The organism is Streptomyces sp. NPDC030165 (genome assembly GCF_055573595.1).
On the sequence record NZ_JBVIBD010000001.1, the window covers coordinates 23,198 to 44,286 of the forward strand.

Here is a 21,089-nt window from a genome sequence, read left to right on the forward strand (position 1 = left end):
TACCGGACAACCCGCCCACACATGTGGCCTCGAATACCTCTCCGACACCCGCCCGTACGCCGGAGCGGTTGGCCGAAAATCACATCGGCCGGGAACCCGGCGCCGTTCCCGTTCGTGACCATGGTGGGCGGTGGTGTGTGCCGGTACGGACATGCAACGGGTGAAAGCCGGGCAGGCACCCGGAAGGCGGGGCAGGCGGGTACGTGCGGGTACGGGGAGAGTGACGCCGAAGATGGTTCTCGAAGACGGTGGCGCGCACCTGAGCGGCGACAGGCGCGCGTTGTGGCAGGAGGAGCCGGCGGCCCGGCCCCGGATGGCCGACCCGGTGCGTACGGCCGCGGTGCGGGCCGTCATCATCGCGGCGGTGACGCTCGTTCAGGCCATGGTGGCGTTCTTCTGCACGATGGCGGGCGCCTGGTTCGCCTTCCCGGCCGTGCTCAGTACGGTCGCGAGCACGGTGGTCGCGACCTGGGCGGTGCTGGACGTCTGGGTGACGCGCCAGGTGTGGGTGCAGCGCAACGGGGTGCGCTCGCAGCCGAGCAGTACGGCTAGGGCGCTGCGCCGGGAGCGCCGGCAGGCGCGGCGGGAGGCCCGCAAGGCGCGGCGGCGTCCGCCGCGAGTCGGCGGCGCAGCCGCATGAAGGGCCGGGGGCGGTTGACGGCGAGCGCCGCGGTGGGGTGCCCGTCGCGTTCGTAGACGGCCAGGAAGCTGCGGTCCGCGGGGTCGCCCTCGACGATGCGTACGGCATCCCGTGGTCCGCGCCGGCCGGCCAGCTGGATGCGTGTGCCGTACTGGTCCGACCAGAAGTAGGGCAGGGCGGTGTGCCGGGTGACGGTGGTGCCGGCGAGCAGGTTGCGTACGGCCGTGCCGGGCTGTTCGGTGGCGCTGGTCCAGTGTTCCTCGCGGACCCCGGCGCAGCGGGCCACGTCGCCCGCGGCGACGACCTGCGGCACCGGCGTCACGCCGCCCGCGTCGCACACCACCCCGTCGTCCAGGCGCAGCCCGGACCCGCTCAGCCAGCCGGTGGCGGGGCGCACCCCGATCCCGATGATCACGACGTCGGCGTCCAGGAGCCGCCCGTCGGCGAGTTCGACGGCCCGCACCCGGCCCGTACCGTCGTCGCGCAGCCCTTTGACGCCCGTACCGCACAGCAGCCGCACCCCGTGGCCGGCGGGCAGCTCCGCGCAGATCCGCGCCAGGTCCGGGCCGAGCTGGGGCACCAGCGGCAGTGGCGCGGCTTCGACCACCGTCACCGGCAGTCCGAGCGCGACGCAGGAGGAAGCGGCCTCGGCGCCGATGAAGCCGCCGCCGATGACGATCACGCGGGGCGTCCCGTCGTGGAGGGCGGCGCGCAGCGCGTGGGCGTCGTCGTAGGTGCGCAGTACGTGCACGCCGGCGAGCGGCGGGCCCGGCAGGGTGCACGGGGTGGCTCCGGTGGCGATGACGACGCCGTCGGTGCGCAGGGTGCGGGATGTGCGGCCGTCGTCGAGGGTCACCGCGCGTCCTGCGGTGTCCAGTGCGGTGGCCCGGGTGCCGAGGTGCCATTCGGCGGCCAGCTCATCCTCCTCGTCCCGGTCGCACAGCCGGAGCCCGTCCAGCTCCGTTGCCTCCGACGGGCGTTGGGCGAGGAAGGTCTTGGACAGCGGTGGCCGGTCGTACGGGCGGTGGCGCTCGGCGCCGACGATCACCAGCCGGCCGTCGAACCCTTCGGAGCGCAGCGCCCGGGCCGCGTGGAGTCCGGCCAGCGAGGCACCGACGACGGTGACGGTCCTCATGCGTAGGCGTCTTCCCGTACGGTGGACTCCCGTGCGGCGGGCCGGACGTGGATCATGCCGTCCGCCTCGGTGACCTCGTGGGTACGGACGGGACGGCGGGCCGGGAGGCAGCTGGGCATGCCGGTGCGCAGGTCGAACAGGGCGGCGTGCAGCGGGCATTCGACCTGGCAGCCCTCCACCCAGCCTTCGGAGAGCGAGGCGTCCTGGTGGCTGCAGGTGTCGTCGAGGGCGTAGAGCCCGCCTTCGCTGCGGAAGACGGCGATGGCGGGTGTGGTGGCGTCGATCTCGATCCGTACGGCCCCGCCTTCGGGCAGGTCCTCGGTGCGGCAGACGGGAATCATCTGGCCCCCTCAGCGCTGATCGGTATCATGTCGTTCTGAATAACGCATCGCGTAGCGCATTGCGCAACAGAATCCAGTCCGGGGAGTGAGCCGTCAAGGGGCCGCCGACGCTTCTTGGCCGGGCCCCTTCGACGTGCCCCGCCGGGGCCGACGGGTGGTGACGTCAGAACCCATGGCGAAGACGAGCGAGGCGGCCGACGACCGGTCCGAGGAGAAGCGGGGAGCGGCCGGATCCGTCCAGTCCGTGGACCGCGCGGTGAGTGTGCTGGAGATCCTGGCCCGCCTCGGCGAGGCCGGGGTCACCGAGATCGCCGAGGAGCTGGGGGTGCACAAGTCCACCGCCTTCCGCATCCTGGGCGTCCTGGAGCGCCGCGGACTCGTGGAGCAGGAGCACGAGCGCGGCAAGTACTACCTGGGCGCGGGGGTGTTGCGGCTGGCCGGTGCCGCTGCCATCCGGCTGGACATCTCGCAGGAGGGCCAGCCGGTGTGCCGGGCGCTCGCCGACGCGACCGGGGAGACCGCCAACATCGCGGTCCTGGACGGGGACGCGGCGGTCAACATCATGCAGGCGCGCGGCGCGGCGGCGGTCACCGCGTACAACTGGCTGGGCCGGCGTACGCCCCTGCACGCCACCGCGAGCGGCAAGGTGCTGCTCGCGCACCTGCCCAGGGAGCGGCGCGAGCGCCTGGCGGAACGCAAACTGGCCCGGTTCACCGCCAACACCCTCACCGCGCCCGGCGAGCTGCGCCGGCAGCTGACCGCCGCGGCCGACGAGGGGTACGCCTGCTCCTGCGAGGAGCTGGAGATCGGGCTGAACGCGGTGGCGGCGCCGGTACGGGCCCACGACGGGGCCGTGATCGGCGCGATCGGCGTCTCGGGACCGGCGTACCGGATGGCGGAACCGCTCCTCCCGGAGCTGGCCGGGCAGGCGGTGAAGGCGGCCGCCGACCTGTCCCGCCGGATGGGTTTCGCGGGCTGAGGGGCGGCCACCCGGTCACCCCTTGACGGATCGCTCACGGACTTCCAGCATGTTCCTCATGGCGCAACATAGCGCGTCATGAGCAACACAAGGGATTCCACCGGGCGTTCGTCCGGCTGCACGGTTTCCTGCGCCGCTTCCGGTTCCCCCGAGTCCCGTGCGGTTACCCACGTCCCGTGGCCCCCGCGCGCCTTTGCGATCCCCCATAACGGCATCCGTGCCAGCTCCACGCACCCGCCCCTGCCCCGCAGGCGCTGTTTAGGAGTGAGTCATGCCGCACGAAGCCCGCGCCGCCGTCGCCGCCAAGAAGGGCGCCCCCGTCGAGGTGCTGCCGATCCTCGTCCCCGACCCCGGGCCGGGCGAAGTCCTCGTCACCGTGCAGGCGTGCGGGGTGTGCCACACCGACCTGCACTACCGCGAGGGCGCGGTCGGTGACGAATTCCCCTACCTGCTCGGCCACGAGGCCGCCGGCGTCGTCGAGGCCACCGGCGTGGGCGTCACCGGACTCACGCCGGGCGACTATGTGGTGCTCGCCTGGCGTGCGCCCTGCGGCCGGTGCCGGTCCTGCCGCCGCGGCCGCCCCTGGTACTGCTTCGACTCCCGAAATGCCGCCCAGCCGATGACCCTGCTGGACGGCACCCCGCTGACCCCGGCCCTGGGCATCGGCGCCTTCGCCGAGAAGACGCTGGTCGCCGCCGGGCAGGCGGTGCGCACCGACCCGGCGGCCCGCCCCGAGGCGGCGGGGCTGATCGGCTGCGGGGTGATGGCGGGTTACGGCGCCGCGGTGCACACCGGAGGCGTGGGCAGCGGCGACACGGTGGCGGTGATCGGCTGCGGCGGTGTCGGCAACGCCGCCATCGCCGGGGCCTCCCGTGCCGGTGCGCGCCGGGTCATCGCGGTGGACATCGACGACGGCAAGCTGGACGCCGCCGAGCGGTTCGGCGCCACCGACACCGTCAACTCCCGTGGCACCGACCCCGTCGAGGCGGTTCGGGCGCTGACCGGCGGGCACGGAGCCGATGTCGTGATCGACGCGGTGGGCCGCCCCGAGACGTTCCGGCAGGGCTTCTACATGCGGGATCTCGCGGGCACGCTGGTGCAGGTCGGCGTCCCGGAGCCGGACATGCGCATCGAGCTGCCGCTGCTCGACGTGTTCGCGCACGGCGGGTCCCTGAAGTCCTCCTGGTACGGCGACTGCCTGCCCAGCCGGGACTTCCCGGTCCTGATCGACCTGTATCTGAGCGGCAAGCTGGACCTGGAGGCGTTCGTCTCGGAGACGGTGGGCCTGGCGGACGTGGAGGCGGCGTTCGCGCGGATGCGGCGCGGTGAGGTGCTGCGTTCGGTGGTGGTCCTGTGAACTCCCCGGCCGGTACGGGCGGTACGGCGCCGCCGCGCATCGTGATCATCGGCGCGGGCATCGTCGGCTGCTCCCTCGCCGACGAGCTGACCGCACGCGGCGCACGCGACGTGACCGTACTGGAGCAGGGCCCGCTGCACGCGCCCGGCGGCTCCACCTCGCACGCGCCCGGACTCGTCTTCCGTACCAACGCCTCCAAAACGCTGAGCGACTTTGCCATGTACACGGTCGAGAAGTTCGCCGCCCTCACCGAGGACGGACGGCCGTGCTTCGACGCCGTCGGGGGGCTGGAGATCGCCACCACCGAGGAGCAGTGGGCCGAACTGCACCGCAAAGCCGGGCTCGCCGCCTCCTGGGGCATCGGGGGCGAGCTGGTCGACGCCCGGCGGTGCGCCGGACTGTGGCCGATGCTGGACGCGGCGAAGGTGCTGGGCGGCTTTTACACACCCGGCGACGGAATGGCCAGGGCCCTGCCCGCCGCCCGCGCCCAGACCGTACGCGCCCGGGCCCGCGGCGCCCGCTTCCTGGACCGGCACACCGTCACGGGCATCGAGCGGGAAGCGGGCCGGGTCACCGCCGTCGTCACCGACCGGGGCACCTTCCCCGCGGACGTGGTGGTCTCGGCGGCGGGCTTCTGGGGCCCGGTGATCGGGGCCATGGCGGGCGTGTCCGTACCGCTGCTGCCGCTGGCGCACCAGTACGCGAAGACGTCCGCGTTCGCCGGTCCGGACGGCCGGCGGCCGATCCTGCGCTTCCAGGAACGCGACCTGTACTTCCGCGAGCACGTCGAAGAGGGTGCCGAAGAGCCCGGTACGGGCCGGCTCGGCATCGGCTCGTACGCGCACCGCCCGATGCCCGTCGACCCCTTCGCCGTACCCGCCTTCGACGACACGCCCGTGATGCCCTCCTCGCTCCCCTTCACGGCCGAGGACTTCGCCCCGAGCTGGGACGACAGCCGCCGGCTGCTGCCCACCCTGGACGGGACGCGGGTCGAGGAGGGCTTCAACGGCGTCTTCTCCTTCACCCCCGACGGGATGCCGCTGCTCGGCGAGGCGCCCGGACTGCGCGGCTTCTGGCTGGCCGAAGCGGTGTGGGTGACCCACTCCGCGGGCGTCGCCAAGGCCGTGGCCGAGTGGCTCACCGAAGGCCGCCCCGCCACCGACGTGCACGAGTGCGAAATCTCCCGCTTCGAGGAGGCCCAGCTCTCCCCCGCCTACACCGCCGAGCGCGGACAGCAGCAATTCGCCGAGGTGTACGACGTCATCCACCCGCTCCAGCCACTGCGCCACCCGCGTCCGCTGCGCGTCAGCCCCTGGTACGAGCGGCAGCGGGAGCTCGGCGCGTACTTCCTCGAAGGCACCGGCTGGGAGCGCCCGCACTGGTACGAGGCCAACGCCCCGCTGGCGGACGGCATCGCGCTGCCGGAGCGGGACGCCTGGTCGGCCCGCCACTGGTCGCCGGCCGCCGCGGCCGAGGCGCGCGCCACCCGAGAACGGGTCGCGCTGTACGACATGACGCCGCTCAAGCGCCTTGAGGTCAGCGGGCCGGGCGCGCTGGACTTCCTCCAGTACCTGACCACCAACCAGCTCGCGAAGAAGCCCGGCTCGGTCACGTACACGCTGCTGCTGGACGACGCGGGCGGTATCCGCAGCGACCTGACCGTGGCCCGCCTGGCGGCCGACCGCTTCCAGGTCGGCGTCAACAGCGGCATGGACCTCGACCACCTGACCCGGCACGCCCCCGACGGCGTACAGGTCCGCGATATCACCCCCGGCACCTGCTGCATCGGCGTCTGGGGCCCGCGCGCCCGCGACCTCGTACAGCCGCTGACCCGCACCGACTTCGGGCACCGCGCGTTCGGCTACTTCAAGGCGAAGCAGGCGTACATCGGCGAGGTGCCGGTGACCGCGATGCGGCTCTCGTACGTCGGTGAGCTGGGCTGGGAGCTGTACACGAGCGCGGACCTGGGGCTGCGCCTGTGGGACACCCTCTGGGCGGCCGGGCAGCCGTACGGCGTGGTCGCGGCCGGACGCAGCGCGTTCACCAGCCTCCGCCTGGAGAAGGGGTACCGCGCCTGGGGGCAGGACATGACCACCGAGCACGACCCGTACGAAGCGGGGCTCGGCTGGGCCGTCCGCATGGACAAGGGCGGCTTCGTGGGGCGCGCGGCCCTGGAAGGGCGGTCGGCCGACAACGTGCGGCGCAGGCTGGCGTGCCTGACGCTCGACGACCCGGCGGCGGTCGTCATGGGCAAGGAGCCGGTGTACGTGGACGGCGCGCCCGCGGGTCACGTGACCAGCGCGGCGTACGGCTACTCGATCGGGCGCACGGTCGCGTACGCGTGGCTCCCGGCGCGGGCCGCGGTGCCCGGGACCGCCGTGCACATCGAGTATTTCGGGGAGAAGGCAGCGGCCACCGTCGCCGCCGAGCCGCTGTTCGACCCCGCGATGGAACGTATCCGCAGATAGCGTCAGGCCCTGTCGCCACGCGTCCGCGCCGACCCGGGAGGTCCGCTTGTTCCCCACCTATGACGTGATCGTGCTCGGCCTCGGCGGCATGGGCAGCGCCGCGGCCCACCAACTGGCCGCGCGTGGTGCCCGCGTGCTGGGGCTGGAGAAGTTCGGCCCGGTGCACGCCCGCGGCTCCAGCCACGGCGGTTCGCGCATCACCCGTCAGTCGTACTTCGAGGACCCGGCGTACGTGCCGCTGCTGCTGCGCGCCTACGAGCTGTACGAGGAACTGGAACGTGCCACCGGACGGCGGATCGCCACGCTGTGCGGCGGGGTGATGCTCGGCCGGCCGGAGAGCCGTACCGTCGCCGGGTCGCTGCGCTCGGCCCGTACCTGGGACCTGCCCCACGAGATGCTCGACGCGCGGGAGGTCCGGCGCCGCTTCCCCACGCTCACTCCCGCCGTCGGCGAGGTCGCCCTGTACGAGGCCCGTGCCGGGTTCCTGCGCCCGGAGAACACCGTTGCCGCCCAGCTCCAGCTCGCCACCCAGGGCGGCGCCGAACTGCGCTTCCAGGAGCCGGTCACCCGGTGGGAAGCACTGCCCGGCGGCCGCGGCGTGCGGGTACACACACCCGAGGACACCTACACCGCGGGACAGTTGGTGATCTGTCCCGGCGCCTGGGCGCCGGAGCTGCTGTCCGATCTCGGGGTGGCGTTCACCGTCGAACGGCAGATCATGCACTGGTTCGAGCCCACGGGCGGCACCGGCCCGTACCTCCCGGAGCGGCATCCCATCTACATCTGGGAGGACAACGGCGGCGTACAGGTCTACGGCTTTCCCGCCATCGACGGTCCGGGGCGCGGCGCGAAGGTGGCGTTCTTCCGCCGGGGTGCCGTCTGCACACCGGAGACCATCGACCGGACCGTGCACGAGGACGAGGTACGGGCCATGGCCGGGCAGACGGGCCGGCTGCTGCCGTCGCTGCCCGGCCGCCACCTGAAGTCCGTCACCTGTATGTACACCAACACCCCCGACGAGCACTTCGTCATCGCTCGGCACCCCGCGCACCCCGACGCCGTGACCGTGGCCTGCGGCTTCTCCGGTCACGGCTTCAAATTCGTCCCGGTGGTGGGCGAGATCCTCGCCGACCTGGCGCTGACCGGGCGGACCGCGCATCCCGTCGAACTGTTCACGCCCGAGCGCCCGGCCGCGGCCGCCCCGGCCGCCATCACCCCGCCTGCCCCGTACGCCTCAGGAGGCGTCCGATGACCCTCGCTCCCCAGACCCCGGAGACCACCGAGACCACCGGGACCACCCCGGCCTCCAGCCTCACCACCACCCTGCCCGGCTCCAGTTACACCGACCCCGAGACCTTCCGCCAGGAACAGCGGCACATCTTCGAGTCCCGGTGGTTCTGCGCGGTGCGCGCCGCCGACCTGCCGCGGCCGGGCGCCTTCCGTACGGTGCAGGTCGGCCGGGAGAGCGTACTGATCGTCCGCACCCGGCGCGGCGGCTTCGGCGCCTACCTCAACGTGTGCCGCCACCGGGGCGCCCGGCTGTGCACCGAGGAGACCGGCGAGGTGCGGCGCAACCTCCAGTGCCCGTACCACGCCTGGACGTACGACCTGGACGGGCGGCTGGTGGCCGCGCCCAACCTCCGGCGGATGCCGGACGTGGACCGCTCCGAGCGCGGGCTGCTGCCGGTCCGGCTGCGGGAGTGGCTGGGCTATGTGTGGGTGTGCCTGACCGACGAGCCGCCGTCGTTCGAGGAGACGGTGACCGGCACGGTCAGCGAACGGCTGGGCGGCGCCGAAGCCATCGAGCGGTACGGGATGGCGGGACTGGACCTCGGGCGGCGCATCACCTACGACGTACGCGCCAACTGGAAGCTGATCGTCGAGAACTTCATGGAGTGCTACCACTGCGCCACCATCCACCCCGAACTGACCGACGTACTGCCGGAGTTCGCGGAGGGTTACGCCGCGCAGTACTACGTCGGGCACGGCGCGGCGTTCGCGGAGGAGGCCGAGGGCTTCACCGTCGACGGCAGCGGCGGCTTCGCCCGGATCGCGGGCATCGAGGAGAGCCAGGACCGCCGCTACTACGCCATCACCGTCCGCCCGCAGGTCTTCCTCAACCTCGTGCCCGACCACGTCATCGTGCACCGGATGTTCCCGCTGGCCGCGGACCGCACCGTCGTGGAGTGCGACTGGCTGTACGCCCCCGAGGTGGTGGCCTCGGGGGCGGACCTGTCGCGGTCGGTGGAGCTCTTCCACCGGGTCAACGCGCAGGACTTCGCCGCCTGCGAGCGGACCCAGCCCGCGATGGACTCGCGGGCCTACCGGGCCGGCGGAGTGCTCGTCCCGAGCGAGCACCACATCGGCGACTTCCACCGGTGGGTCACTCGGCTGCTGCCTCAGGCTCCTCAGGCTCCTGGTGCTCCTGAGCCTGTCGAGGTTCCGGTCGGCCCTCCGGAGCCGGCTCCGGCTGCTCGTCCTCGGGACGGCGGTACATCCGCGTCGCCGTGATCTTCCCGTGCACCGGCTCCGACTCGGGGTCCTGCAGCGGCAGGCCGGGCCGCAGATGCTCCTCGACGCTGATGTACTTCAGCCCGGCTCTCAGGTCCGCGTCGTTGCGCAGGCGGATGACCAGCGGGAACTCGGCGAGCGCTGTGGTGTCGAAGAGGCCGGTGGTGTAGAGCAGCTGGACGCCCAGCGCGTCGGCGACGGCGCGCTGGAGCTCCAGCAGATACGTCGCGTTGGCGCGGCCGATGGGGTTGTCCAGGAACAGCGTGCCGGCGTGCCGCTGCTTGTCGCGGCCGCGGTCGTTGCTGCGCAGCGCGGCCATCGTGCAGTACAGGGCGATGGCTGCGGTCAGCAGCTGGCCGCCGGAGAACACGTCGCCCATCTGCCCGACCGGGACACGCTCGGCGCGCAGCACCGCGTCCGGCTTGAGGATCTCCACGGCCACGCCGCGCGGCTGGAGCGCCGCGCTGACACCGCGCAGCAGCAGGGACATGCCGTCCCGCCGCAGGTCGCTGTTCTTCTTGACCGCCGAGCTCGTCGCCTCGTCGATCACCTCGCCCAGCCGCTCGGTGAGGGTGGCCTGGTCCGGGTCGTCGAAGCGGATGCGCAAGAACTCCTGCCCGGACCACTCCCCCAGGCCCTCGGGGAGGCGGGACAGCCGCTGGGCGGAGCGCAGGGTGGTCAGCGACGACTCGACCAGACCGCGCAGCCGGTCCACGATGCTGTCGCGGTTGCGTTCCAGCTGGGCGAGTTCGTCGGTGAGCACCCGCAGCCGGGGCGCGAAGGCGTCGGCCCACTTGGCGGCGTGGTCGGGCAGCGCCGCCGCGGGCAGTTCGCGGATCTGCTGCCGGGCGGGCGTGCGGACCTGCTCGTACTTGCTGGAGTTGGCGTGCCGTACGAGCACGTCGCCGGCCTCGCGGACCGCCGCCTCGGCCGCGGAGAGGTCGCTCGCGCAGCCGCGCAGCGAGCGGCGGGACTCGGCGGCGGCCTGCCGCGCGTCCTCCAGGCGCCCGGCGTACGGCTCGGGGCGCTCACCCTCGTCCTCCTGCGTGTCGCGCAGCAGGTCACGCAGCATGGCCGCGGTCTCGTCGAAGCCGCCGGCGGCGTCCTCGGCGGCGCGGTGGGCGCGCAGCAGCTCGGTGTGGGTGGCGCGGGCGGTCTCCAGCGCGTCGTCGGCGGTGGTCAGTTCGGCGTTCGCGGTGCGCAGCAGTTCCTTGGCGCGGTCCGCGTCGGCGGGGATCAGGTCCTCGGGCAGCTCGGTGTGCGCCTCGCCGTCGGCCGGTGCGAGCCGTTCGGCCTCGCCGCGCAGCCGGCCGAGCTGCTCACTGGCGGCCGAGGCGCGGGCCTCCAGCCGGGTCACCAGGGCCTCGGCGCGGGCGGACGCGGCCTGCCGGGACGGGCCGTCGGCGGCGTCCGGGCTGTCCAGGAGCTGTTCGGCGCGGGTGCGGACCTTGTTGGTGAGGCGGTTCAGCTCGGCGAGCGCGGCGCTCTCGTCGCCTTCGGCGCGGGCCTGTTCGGCGCGCAGGTCGGCGCCGACGCCCACCTTCTCGTACAGCTGGGAGGCGGCACGGTACGCCTCGCGCAGGGACGGCAGCGAGCCGGTCGCGGGCTCGGTGCCGTCCTCGCCCACGTCGTCCGGCACGCCGGCGATCTCGGCGCGCTCGGCGCGCAGCGCGTGGGCGGTGCGCCGGGCGTCGTCGGCGGCGCGCTGGGCGGTGCGGCGGTCCTCGTCGGCGGCGCGCGCCCGGTCCACGCACTCCTCGGCATGGGCCTCCAACTCGGCGCTCTCGTCGGCCAGTTCACGCAGCCGGGCCTGCCAGGAGGCGCGCTCGCGCAGCCGGTGGGCGAGCCCGGCGAGGGCGTCGGCGACCCGGCGGGCGCGCTGCGCGGCCTCCTGCCGTTCGTCGCGCACCCGCGCGGTCTCGGCGGCCTCCTCGTCGGCCTCGGCCCGTGCCGTGCGCAGTTCGGCCAGTTCACCGGCGGCGCTGTCGGCGGCCGTACGGGCTTCCCCGGCGGCGGTGGCCAGCTCGGCGAGGCGTCCGGGCGGGCAGCCCGTACGCCAGGAGGAGAGGCGGGCGGCCAGCGCGCGGTCGCCGGCCAGCCGCGCGGCCAGCGCGCGGATCTCGTCGTCCCGCTCTATGGCGCGGGCCCGCAGCGCCTGGCGCTCCTCGTCGGCGGCGGACTCGTCGTGCATGGCCGGGTTCGGCGGGACGAGGAAGACGCCGCTGTCCTGGGCGTCGGGCGCGGGGGTGGGCGCGAGCAGGGCCGCGGCGGTGCCGACGGCGACGGTGGAGCGCGGCAGCAGCGCGGCCTGCGCGAGCACGTCGCGGGCGCGGGCGTGGGTCTCCGGGTCGGTGATGATGACGCCGTCGACCAGCTCGGGGCGGGCGGCCAGGACGCGGGTGTGGTCGGCGGGGTCGACGGACTGGGCGAGGTAGCGCCAGCCGGGCAGCGCGGGGACGCCGTGCTCGCCCAGGTACTCGACGGCGGCGAGCACGTCGGGTCCGGGCGGCAGCAGGCCGCCGTCGCCCAGCGCGCCGAGGATGCGGGCGTCGTCGGCGGCGGCGGTGCGCAGGTCGAAGAGCTGACGCTCGGCGGAGGCGACGCTCTCGTCGAGGAGTTCTTGCAGGTCGTCGGCGTTGCGGTCCAGTTCCTCGGCGCTCAGGGGGCCTTCGGAGGCGGGGCGGCGGGCGCGGCGCGGGCCGTCGTCCTCCGGGGAGTCGGCGTCCGGCTGCCCCGTACGCGGTCCGGGCACACCCGCCTTGGGCGCTGCCTGCGGCAGTCCGAGCAGGTCGGCGAGGCGCTGTTCGGCGCCGATCGACTCGGCGGCCTGCCGCTCCGCCTCGTACGCACGCTCCGCGGCCTGGGCGGCGTCCTCGGCGCGGGCCGCGGCCAGTTCGGCGGCGGCGAGGCGGGTGGCGGCCTCCCGGGCCCGGTCGGCGGAGCGGGTGGCGGCCTCGCGTGCCGCGTCCCAGCCCTCGACCGTGGACTTCTCCGCGTCGGAGGCGGCGAGCGCGGCGCGGGCCGGGTCGGCGTCCGGCGCGGAGTCGTCGAGCCAGCCGGCCCGTACGGCCTCGGCGGTCTCCTGCTCGACCTCGGCCAGCCGCTGCTTGAGGTGTTCGGCCTCGCTGCGGGCGCGCTGGGCGTGGGTGGCGGCGGCGGTGGCGTCGCGGTGCGCGGTGTCGCTGGTGTCCTGGAGGGCGGCGGAGCGCTCCTCCTGCTCGTTGGCGATGCCCTCGCTGATGTCGGCGGCGGCCTCAAGGGCGCGCACCAGCTCGGTGGCGGCCTTCGTACGGGCGGCGAGCGCGGGCGCGGCGTCCCGCTCGGCCTCGCGGATCGCGGCGGCGACGCGGGTGGCGCGGTCGGCGGCGGCGCGGTGACGCAGCACGGTCTCGGCGGCCTGCCAGGCGGAGTGCAGCGTACGGGCGTCGTTCAGCTCGCGGCGCTGGGCGGCGGCGCCCTTCTCGGCGGCGGCCAGCGCCAGGGAAGCGTGCCGGTAGGCGAGCTCGGCGGAGATCAGCGCGCGGCGTTCGCGCACCCGCTCGGCGTCGGTGACCGCGTGCGCGGCGGTGGCGACCTGCTCGGCGAACTCGGCGGCGCGGCCGCGCTCCTCGGTGCCGCGGGCGTGCAGCCGCTGGGCGAGGGTACGGGTGCGGCGTTCGGCACCGGCGTGCACGTCACGGGCGGTCTCGCGCTGCTCGGCGGCGTCCGCGATCCGCGACAGCAGGTCCAGCGAGCCGGCGGTGAAGTCGCGTTCGGCGGTCAGTTCGGCGCGGCGGCCCAGCTTGTGCGCGAAGCCGTGCACGAGGTCGGCGAGCCCGTCGGTGTCGCGGGTGTCGGTGACCGCGCGCAGCAGCAGGTCGGTGAAGTCGGAGTCGTTCTTGACCGCGAAGAGGCCGGCGGCCTCGCCCTCGTCGGCGTTCATCTCCCGCTGGTAGCGGAAGAGTTCGGGGTCCAGGCCCAGTTCGCCGAGGTGCTCGTTCCACCGCTCGTGGATCTCGACCCAGGAGACGTCCAGGTTGGGGTAGTTCTTGCCGGCCTCCACCAGGGCGTCGCGGAAGCCCTTCATCGTACGGCGGCGGCCCCTGGCCCCGGAGAAGCCCTCGGCCTGCTCGCCGCGCGGCCGGACGACGGTGGCCTCGGCGACCGGCAGCGAGTCCAGGCTCATGCCGGGCCCGGGCCGGAAGCTGTACCACGCCTCGGCGAACTTGCGCGGGTCGTTGGAGACCTGCCGGCCCCGCCACTCGCTGACCTTGCCGACCACGATGGACTCGCCGGTGAGGGTGTGCTGCCACTCCAGGGCGACGTGGCCGCAGTCGTCGGCGAGCAGGAACTTGCGCAGCACGCCGGAGCTGGCGCCGCCCAGGGTGTTGCGGTGGCCGGGCAGCATCACCGAGAAGATCAGCTTGAGCAGGACGGACTTGCCGCCGCCGTTCTCCAGGAAGAGGACGCCCGCGGGGGCGGGGCGGCGCGGCGGGCCGACCGGCTCGTCCTCGAAGAAGTCCGCCTGCGCCGGCGCCGGGTCGGGCACCGGCGCGCCGACTCCGCGCAGGTCCAGCACGGTGTCGGCGTAGCGCGCACCGGCGGGCCCGATGGAGTAGAGGCGGACCCGGGACAGCTCGTACATGGCGGCGGACTCTCGTTGTGTGGGCGGACGGTGGTCGGTGGACCGGCGGTCGGTGGGAACGGGGCCGGGGCGTGCCCGGCCCCGGGCGGTCAGGAGGAGTGGAAGGGCAGTCCCGCGTCGGAGACCAGGTCGAGGTCGTCGGTGTCCTCGGCGGGCAGCAGGCTGGGACTGCCGTCGCCGACGGGCACGACGCCCAGCTCCAGCAGTTCGGCCATGGCGGCGCTGCCCGCCATGTCGCGCACCTGGAGCTGGTAGCGGGCGGTGGTGCGGTAGGCGCCGCCGGAGTCGTCGCCGGTGCGCTGGAGGAAGCCGGAGTCGACGAGGAAGGCGACGGCCTTGGCGATGATGCCGGTGGTCGAACCGGCCAGCCGCCGCGCGTCCTTGGTGGCGCCGGTGGCGCTGCGGCGCGCGTAGGTCCGCCAGGCGGCTTCGAGGCCGGGCGTGTCGGTGGCCGGGTCGGTGTTCTCGCCCTGCTCCTCGGCGCGCTCCTCCAGGCGGCGGCACGCCTGCCGGACGAAGGCGTCCACGCCGTTGACGGTGATGCGGCCGATGTAGCCGTCGTCGGCGAGGTCCTCGGGGCGCGGGAAGGCCATCGCGGCGACGGCGAGGTGGGCGAGGCCGTGCAGGAAGCGGTCGGCGGAGTCGGCGGCGGCGCGGCGGGCGTAGTCGCCCATCCGTACGGCGAAGACGGAGTCCTCGTCGGCGGTGACGGCCATGCCGGCGCGCGGGGAGACCTCCAGGACGACCAGGCCGAGCCCGGTGGCGACGGCGTCGGCCAGGCGTGCGAACGCGGGCTCGTCGCGGTAGCGGCGGAGCAGTTCGCCGTACTCGGCGTCCCGGGCGGGCAGCAGCTTGGGCTGGAGCCCGAAGGAGACCAGCCGCGCGGCGTCCGCGGCGTCGGCGGGCGTCACGGGCGCGGGCCCCGAAGGTGCGGCCGTGCCGGGGCCGGGCGCTGACCAGGACGGCTGCTCCGCCGCGGCGGTCAGGTCCCCCCGCGCCGGTTCCTCGACGCCGTCCTCGACGCCCGTTCCGTACTCACTCACGCCCGTACCTCCATGCGAACTTCCTTCTGCCGCCCCGCTGACGGCGTTCTGCGCGCGCCCTGCCCGGCCGCCGGCATCACGCCACCTCCGAGCGGTCGGCCGCCATGCCCGCCGCGTCCAGCAGGGCCTTGCCGACGATGAGGTCGGCGCCGCCGAACTCCGGGTCGTCGAGCACGGTGCCGTCGTCGACGGCGAAGAGCAGGTGCTGTTCGCCCTGGCGGTAGGCCGTGCCGACCGGCGGGCTGGCCGCGTGCACCGCCAGCAGGGCGACCAGGTACGCCAGATCCGGGTCGCCGCTGTCACGGGCCTCGGCCAGCAGGCCGGACAGCCGGCGGGGCGCGTCGGCGGGCAGGTCGAGCAGGGCTTGGGCGGCCTCCAGCTGCTCCTCGGAGAAGCGGCTGTCGTCCGGGGTGGCGATCAGGTCCGGCTCGGGCATCTCGGCGCCGAGGTGCTCGCGCTCGACGGGCGGTGTGAACAGCAGGCCGACGAGGTCGCCGAGCCGTACGGAGGTGCCCGTACGAAAGCCCGTGCCGCGCGCGAAGAAGGCGTCGGTGACCCGGGTCGCCTGCTCGACGGGGAGCGGCAGGACCGGGGCGACGAGCTGGCCGTACAGGTCGAGGCCGGAGCGTCCGGCGGGCGGCGCGAACGCCTGGCGGTCCTGCTCGGCGCGGAAGAGCGGGCCGGCCTCCAGCAGCCGGGACTGGAGCTGGGTGTGCCGGCGGATGCAGTCCTTGACGATGTCGACCAGCTCGGCGGCGCGCCGCTTGTGCTCCTGGTCCTCGGCCTCGTCGCGGGCCTTGCGGATGTTGGTGAGGATGGCGTTCTCGTGGCGGTAGCGCTCGGCGACGTGGTCGAGGGCTTCGGCGATCATGTCGGGGACGGCGCGCAGCCAGTCCACCGCGCGGACGTTGCGGCGGGTGGCGTCGAGGGTGCGGCGCAGCGTCTCGGCGTACTGCACGGTGCGGTAGCGGGCCTGCTCGGCGGCGAGCTGGGCGTCCGCCAGCCGGCCGCGGCTGATGAGCACCTCCAGCTTGACCTCGGCGGCGATCTGGGCGCTGGTCACGTCCGTGTCGAGGGCGCCGACCAGGACGTTGACGGCCTCGTCGGTCGTACGGAGGTAGACACCGCCGCCGGGGCCGGGGACCTCCTCGATGAGCTTGAAGTCGTAGTCCCGGCGGACGTACTCGCCCTCGGGGCCGAAGGTGCCGTACACGGCGCGGAAGCCGCGGTCGACGCTGCCGACGTTGATGAGGTTCTCCAGCACCCAGCGGGCGACGCGCTCGTGCTCGGCGGCGGGGCGGTGCGGGGTCTGCGCGGCGATCCGCGGCAGCAGCCTGGCCACTATCTGCTCGTGGTCGGCGCCGGTGTCGAAGTCCATGTGCAGGGTGACCAGGTCGATGGCGGCGAGCGCCACCTCCGCCATCGCATACACCCCGTACTCACCGGCGAGGTTGGCCTTGCGTGCGTCCAGGTCGTGCAGCGGCGCGGTGCACGCGAGGGCGCGCAGTCGGCGGGCCAGGCCCTCGTCGGCGGCCGGGCCCGGCGCGGGCCGGGAGGGCCCTTCGGGCCGGGCCACGCCGTTGAGCTGGGACGCAGCGGTCCCCGGGGCAGGAAAAGTCACGTCGCACAGCGTAGGCGCTCGCACTGACAACGGACGAAACGGCACGGGTCCCGAGGTCAGTGTGTGGCGCCTCCCACGGCCTTGATGTCCGTATTTGTACGCGCCGCGGTGGCGGCGATCACACGCAGCCCCTCGGCGACGGCGCTCACCGCGAGTGAGGGCAGCGACCGGCCGGCGACCTGCCCGGGCGCGTACGGCACGTGCACGAAGCCGCCGCGCAGCGCGGGCCGCTCGGTCGCGATCAGGTGCATCAGGTCGTAGAAGACGTGGTTGCAGACGAAGGTGCCCGCGGTGTTGGAGACGGAGGCCGGCACCCCGGCCTCGCGCACGGCGGCCACACAGGCCTTGACCGGCAGCGCGGCGAAGTACGCCGCGGGGCCGCCGGGCACGATGGTCTCGTCGATGGGCTGGGCGCCCGAGACGTCGGGGATGCGGGCGTCGTCGATGTTGACGGCGATCCGTTCCACGGTCAGGTCGGGGCGGCCGCCCGCCTGACCGACGCACAGGACGAGGTCGGGGTCGTGGGCCGCGACGGCGTCGCGCAGCGCGGTGCGCGAGCGCCCGTAGACGCAGGGCAGTTCGACGGCCGTCATCTCCAGCCCGGCGGGCGGCGCGGCGGCGGCCTCCCTCACCGCCTCCCAGGAGGGGTTGGAGCTCTCGCCGTCGAAGGGCTCGAATCCGGTGAGCAGGATGCGTGTCGTCCGCGTCATGGCGTTCCCTGTGGTTCGTGAGCCGCGCGGTGCCCCCGGTCCGTGTGCGGTTCGTGTCGTGCGGTGGTGGGGGTGGTCAGAAGGCGAACAGGGCCATGACCACGATGTTGCAGCCGAGCAGCACGCCGGCGGTGGGCAGTTGGGCCTTGATCGGGCCGTACTGGTCCTTCAGTTCCAGCAGCGCGGCCGGGACGATGTTGAAGTTGGCCGCCATCGGGGTGACCAGCGTCCCGCAGAACCCGGCGAGCATGCCGATGGCCAGGACGGCGGGCGCGTCGCCGTGGAAGTGCTCGATGAGCACCGGCCAGCCGACCGCCGCGGTCATCACCGGGAAGGCGGCGAAGGCGTTGCCCATGATCACGGTGAACAGGGCCATGCCGACGCAGTAGACGATCACCGCGACGTACAGGGAGTCCTCCGGCAGGACCGAGGTGGCCAGCTTGCCGACCTGGGTGCCGACGCCGGAGAGCTGGAAGATGGTGCCGAGGGTGGCGAGCAGCTGGGGCAGCAGCATCGCCCAGCCCATCGCCTCCAGCATGGAGCGCCCGGCCCGCACGGGTACGGATATCCGCTTCTCGCGCAGCATGATCATGCCGACGACGAGGGCGACGACGGCGCCGATGCCGAGTCCCAGGATGGTCTCGCTGCCCTCCTGGAGGATCGGTTCACCGCCGATCGAGAGCTCCTTGACGACGACCGCGCACAGCAGCGCGACGACCGGGATGGCCAGGGCGGGCACGAACAGCTTGTTGCCCAGTTTCAGGGCGCTCGCCTCGCGCTGTTCGGGTGTGGTGGTGCGCGGCGTACCGCGTCCGGTGAACCCGGAACCGGCCAGCACGATCATGATCAGGACAGCCGCGCCCAGCGGTTCGGCCGGTGCTTTCTTCTCGACCACCCAGCTGCTGTAGACGAAGCCGGCGCCGAGCAGGCCCCAGAAGGCGGTGGTGCCCAGGCGCTTGGGGTTGCTGCGGTCGGTGAGCATCTGGGAGGCCATCACCAGGAAGCTCAGGCCGACGAGCCAGTAGAACCACTCTGCCTTGATCACTTGGCTGCTCCCTCGGCGACGGGCTCGATGTTGGCGGCGACCAGTTCGCGTTCCAGGTACCGGTCCAGGCGCAGCAGCCGCCAGCCGTGCACGGCCAGGGCGCACAATGCGGTGGGGATCGCCCACAGCGCCAGGTGCAGCGGCTCCAGGTGGGTGTTGTACGTGGTGTTGACGAAGCTGGTGATCAGCAGGATCGAGCCGACGGCGAGGAAGACGTCCTCACCGAAGAACAGCCCCACGTTGTCGGCGCTCGCGGAGAACGAACGGACCTTCTCCCGGCCCTTCTCGGTCAGCCGCCCGTGCTTGCGCTCGGCGGCGCCCTCGGCCATCGGCACGGCCAGCGGGCGCACGGTCTGCGCGTGCCCGAAGACGTGCGTCAGCCCGACGGCCGCGCCGATCTGGCGCATGCCCAGGTAGAGGGCGAGGAAGCGGCCGGTGGTCAGCTTGGCGAAGCGGGCGATCAGCCGCCGGGCCTGCTCCTGGAGGCCGTAGCGCTCCAGCAGGCCGATCACCGGGAGGGTGATCGCGAAGATCGTCACCGCCCGGCTGCTCGCGAAGCCGGTGCCGAAGGCCGCCAGGACCTCCTGCGGCGACAGGCCGCCGAGCAGGCCGGTGACGATGCCCGCCACGCCCACGACCAGCAGGGCATTGCGTTTGGTGGCGAAGCCGACCACGACCACGAGCACGCCGAGAAGCACGATCATGGGTCCGCCTTCCGCATACGGGACCCCACGCGGACCGTGAGGAGGATGCGAGGAGGTTAGGCGATTGTTCAACGATCCGACAAGGGGTTGGCGGAAGCGAAACCCCAGGGCCCCAACGCGCCCTATTGCGCCGCGATGCGCTGGGCGTACGCCCCGGAAAGCTGCGCCCTGGAGTCCTCCAGATACGACTCCAGCAGCCGCTCGGCAGCGGCTCCGTCCCCGGCCTGCAACTCCTCCAGGATCTGCCGGTTGCGGGTCAGGTACGGCGCGTGGAAGCGGCGCGGATCGTCCATCACGTGGAAGACCAGCCGCAGCTCCGCGAGGACCCCGCGCATCAGCTCGTCGGTGCGCGGGCTGCCCGCCAGCCCCACCACCGCCTGGTGGAAGCGGAGGTTCGCGGTGCCCAGGTCGCGCCAGGCGCGCTCCTCGTAGGCGGTCTCGCCGGCCACCACGGCCGCCTCCATCGCCCCCACCGGGTGCGGCGGCTCGCCCAGGCTGCGTACCGCGGCGCACTCCACGAGCGTACGGACCCGGTAGATGTCGTCCAGGTCCGCGACCGTCACGATGCGCACGAAGACCCCGCGGTTGAGCTGGTGCACCAGCAGGCGCTCGTGCGTGAGCAGGCGGAACGCCTCCCGCAGGGTGTTGCGCGAGACCCCCAGAGCTCCGCCGATGCTCTCCTCGGACAGCCGCGCGCCGGGCGGGAAGTAGCCCTCGGTGATGCGGTCCCGGAGAATGTCGGCGACCCGCTCCGCAGTGCTGGAGCGTCCCAGCAGCACCCGGTCGCCCGCCAGCTCCGAGACCTCGGCGAGCCTGTGCCGATCGCCCCGTGTCGTGCCGCCCGCCATCGTCGTCCCCGCTTTCGCCCCGTACCTGCACCTCGTACGCGCACCCCATGTGCTGTGAGCGGAAGTCAATCCCAGATGGCAGAACGAGACAACACACCTCTTGTCGGATCGTTGAACGATCGCTTACGTTGGGCTGACCACCGGCCGGCCCGAGTGCCCTCAGGGGGAGAGCCACTACGGATACGGGCCGGCCGGTTCAGAACCAGTGATCTGCTGCCCGTGGGCCCACCCGCGTGGGCCACTTCCGGAACGGACTTGCGACTTCTATGAGCGACCCGGTGACCACCCCCCTCGTCGACCTCAACGCCGACCTCGGGGAAGGCTTCGGGCGCTGGGAGCTCACCGACGACGAGGCCCTGCTGTCCATCGTCACCAGCGCCAACGTGGCCTGCGGATTCCACGCCGGGGACCCCAGCACCATGCGCCGGGTCTGCGAGCTGGCCGCCGAGCGCGGCGTGGTGATCGGCGCCCAGGTCTCCTACCGCGACCTCGCGGGCTTCGGGCGCCGCGCCATGGACGTGCCGCCACGCGAGCTGGCCGACGAGATCGCGTACCAGATCGGCGCGTTGGAGGTCTTCGCCCGCGCCGCCGGCACCCGGATCGGCTACGTGAAGCCGCACGGCGCGCTCTACAACCGCTGCGTCCACGACGAGGCGCAGTCCGCCGCCGTCCTGGAAGGCGTACGGACCGCCGGCACCCCGCTGCCCATCCTCGGCCTGCCCGGCTCCCAGCTCCACGAGGCGGCCCGCCGCGTCGGCCTGCCCGTCGTCGGCGAGGCCTTCGCCGACCGCGCCTACACCCCCGAAGGCACCCTGGTGCCGCGCCGCGAGCCGGGCGCCGTCATCCACGACCCGGACGCGGTCGTCAAGCGCGCGCTGGGCATGGCGACGGAGGGCACCGTCACCGCCATCGACGGCAGCACGGTACGTGTGGGAGCGCGCTCGCTGTGCCTGCACGGCGACACCCCCGGCGCCGCGGACCTCGCACGGCGGGTGCGCGACGAGCTGACCGCGGCCGGCGTGCGGATCGGCAGCTTCGCGTGAGCACCGGTACGCCCGGCGGC

General features: G+C 73.7%; 15 protein-coding genes and 1 pseudogene. 7 read left to right on the forward strand and 9 right to left on the reverse strand.

Translation table 11 applies throughout. The annotated features are described in order from the left end of the window. Positions 1-151 precede the first annotated feature (151 nt). Complete coding sequence (locus ACZ4Z1_RS00100) at positions 152-640, forward strand: hypothetical protein (RefSeq protein ID WP_468484293.1); 489 nt, start codon at positions 152-154, stop codon at positions 638-640. On the opposite strand, the gene ACZ4Z1_RS00105 is transcribed toward ACZ4Z1_RS00100, so the two are convergent. Together ACZ4Z1_RS00105 and ACZ4Z1_RS00110 are read right to left on the reverse strand one after the other, a co-directional pair. After that, positions 549-1,775 (reverse strand): NAD(P)/FAD-dependent oxidoreductase, encoded by a 1,227-nt coding sequence (locus ACZ4Z1_RS00105; protein ID WP_468484294.1) that lies wholly within the window; start codon positions 1,773-1,775, stop codon positions 549-551. The two genes, ACZ4Z1_RS00100 and ACZ4Z1_RS00105, sit on opposite strands and share 92 nt — an antisense overlap. Then, positions 1,772-2,116 (reverse strand): bifunctional 3-phenylpropionate/cinnamic acid dioxygenase ferredoxin subunit, encoded by a 345-nt coding sequence (locus tag ACZ4Z1_RS00110; protein ID WP_468484295.1) that lies wholly within the window; start codon positions 2,114-2,116, stop codon positions 1,772-1,774. Before ACZ4Z1_RS00110 ends, ACZ4Z1_RS00105 begins: the two co-directional genes overlap by 4 nt. Positions 2,117-2,288: 172 nt before the next feature. On the opposite strand from ACZ4Z1_RS00110, the gene ACZ4Z1_RS00115 reads away from it, so the two are divergent. From ACZ4Z1_RS00115 to ACZ4Z1_RS00135, 5 genes and pseudogenes are all read left to right on the forward strand, one after another. Further along, complete coding sequence (locus tag ACZ4Z1_RS00115) at positions 2,289-3,095, forward strand: IclR family transcriptional regulator (RefSeq protein ID WP_468484296.1); 807 nt, start codon at positions 2,289-2,291, stop codon at positions 3,093-3,095. Between the two features lie 271 nt (positions 3,096-3,366). Beyond that, complete coding sequence (locus ACZ4Z1_RS00120) at positions 3,367-4,452, forward strand: S-(hydroxymethyl)mycothiol dehydrogenase (RefSeq protein ID WP_468484297.1); 1,086 nt, start codon at positions 3,367-3,369, stop codon at positions 4,450-4,452. Further along, the gene (locus ACZ4Z1_RS00125) at positions 4,449-6,920 is read left to right on the forward strand and encodes a GcvT family protein (protein WP_468484298.1); all 2,472 of its coding nucleotides are present in this window, start codon (positions 4,449-4,451) and stop codon (positions 6,918-6,920) included. Before ACZ4Z1_RS00120 ends, ACZ4Z1_RS00125 begins: the two co-directional genes overlap by 4 nt. 46 nt (positions 6,921-6,966) lie before the next feature. Beyond that, entirely contained in the window at positions 6,967-8,172 is a 1,206-nt protein-coding gene (gene solA / locus ACZ4Z1_RS00130; protein ID WP_468484299.1) for an N-methyl-L-tryptophan oxidase, read from the forward strand. Continuing rightward, positions 8,169-9,317 (forward strand): annotated as a pseudogene (locus ACZ4Z1_RS00135) (aromatic ring-hydroxylating oxygenase subunit alpha); the annotation flags it as partial. The gene solA and the pseudogene ACZ4Z1_RS00135, both read left to right, overlap by 4 nt. On the opposite strand, the gene ACZ4Z1_RS00140 reads toward ACZ4Z1_RS00135, so the two are convergent. The 7 genes from ACZ4Z1_RS00140 to ACZ4Z1_RS00170 all read right to left on the reverse strand — a co-directional run bounded on the left by ACZ4Z1_RS00140 (position 9,304) and on the right by ACZ4Z1_RS00170 (position 20,026). Then, positions 9,304-14,055, reverse strand: coding sequence for a coiled-coil domain-containing protein (locus ACZ4Z1_RS00140; RefSeq protein WP_468484300.1), 4,752 nt, complete (start codon positions 14,053-14,055; stop codon positions 9,304-9,306). The pseudogene ACZ4Z1_RS00135 and the gene ACZ4Z1_RS00140 sit on opposite strands and share 14 nt — an antisense overlap. An 89-nt stretch (positions 14,056-14,144) precedes the next feature. Further along, entirely contained in the window at positions 14,145-15,098 is a 954-nt protein-coding gene (locus ACZ4Z1_RS00145; RefSeq protein WP_468484301.1) for a hypothetical protein, read from the reverse strand. 76 nt (positions 15,099-15,174) lie between these two features. Continuing rightward, positions 15,175-16,719 carry a hypothetical protein gene (locus ACZ4Z1_RS00150; RefSeq protein WP_468484302.1) on the reverse strand — a complete coding sequence of 515 codons (1,545 nt, stop codon included), beginning with the start codon at positions 16,717-16,719 and terminating at the stop codon, positions 15,175-15,177. A gap of 56 nt (positions 16,720-16,775) precedes the next feature. Further along, positions 16,776-17,429 carry a pyroglutamyl-peptidase I gene (pcp, locus tag ACZ4Z1_RS00155; protein ID WP_468484303.1) on the reverse strand — a complete coding sequence of 218 codons (654 nt, stop codon included), beginning with the start codon at positions 17,427-17,429 and terminating at the stop codon, positions 16,776-16,778. Between the two features lie 76 nt (positions 17,430-17,505). Next, positions 17,506-18,474, reverse strand: coding sequence for a DUF979 domain-containing protein (locus tag ACZ4Z1_RS00160; RefSeq protein ID WP_468484304.1), 969 nt, complete (start codon positions 18,472-18,474; stop codon positions 17,506-17,508). Beyond that, complete coding sequence (locus tag ACZ4Z1_RS00165) at positions 18,471-19,178, reverse strand: DUF969 domain-containing protein (protein ID WP_468484305.1); 708 nt, start codon at positions 19,176-19,178, stop codon at positions 18,471-18,473. The genes ACZ4Z1_RS00160 and ACZ4Z1_RS00165 overlap by 4 nt, the downstream gene beginning before the upstream one ends. 122 nt (positions 19,179-19,300) lie before the next feature. Next, entirely contained in the window at positions 19,301-20,026 is a 726-nt protein-coding gene (locus tag ACZ4Z1_RS00170) for a GntR family transcriptional regulator (protein WP_468484306.1), read from the reverse strand. Positions 20,027-20,292: 266 nt separating this feature from the next. Here ACZ4Z1_RS00170 and ACZ4Z1_RS00175 point away from each other — a divergent pair, with 266 nt between their 5' ends. Then, a complete protein-coding gene (locus tag ACZ4Z1_RS00175; RefSeq protein ID WP_468484307.1) occupies positions 20,293-21,069 on the forward strand; it encodes a LamB/YcsF family protein in 777 nt (258 codons plus the stop codon). Positions 21,070-21,089 lie beyond the last annotated feature (20 nt).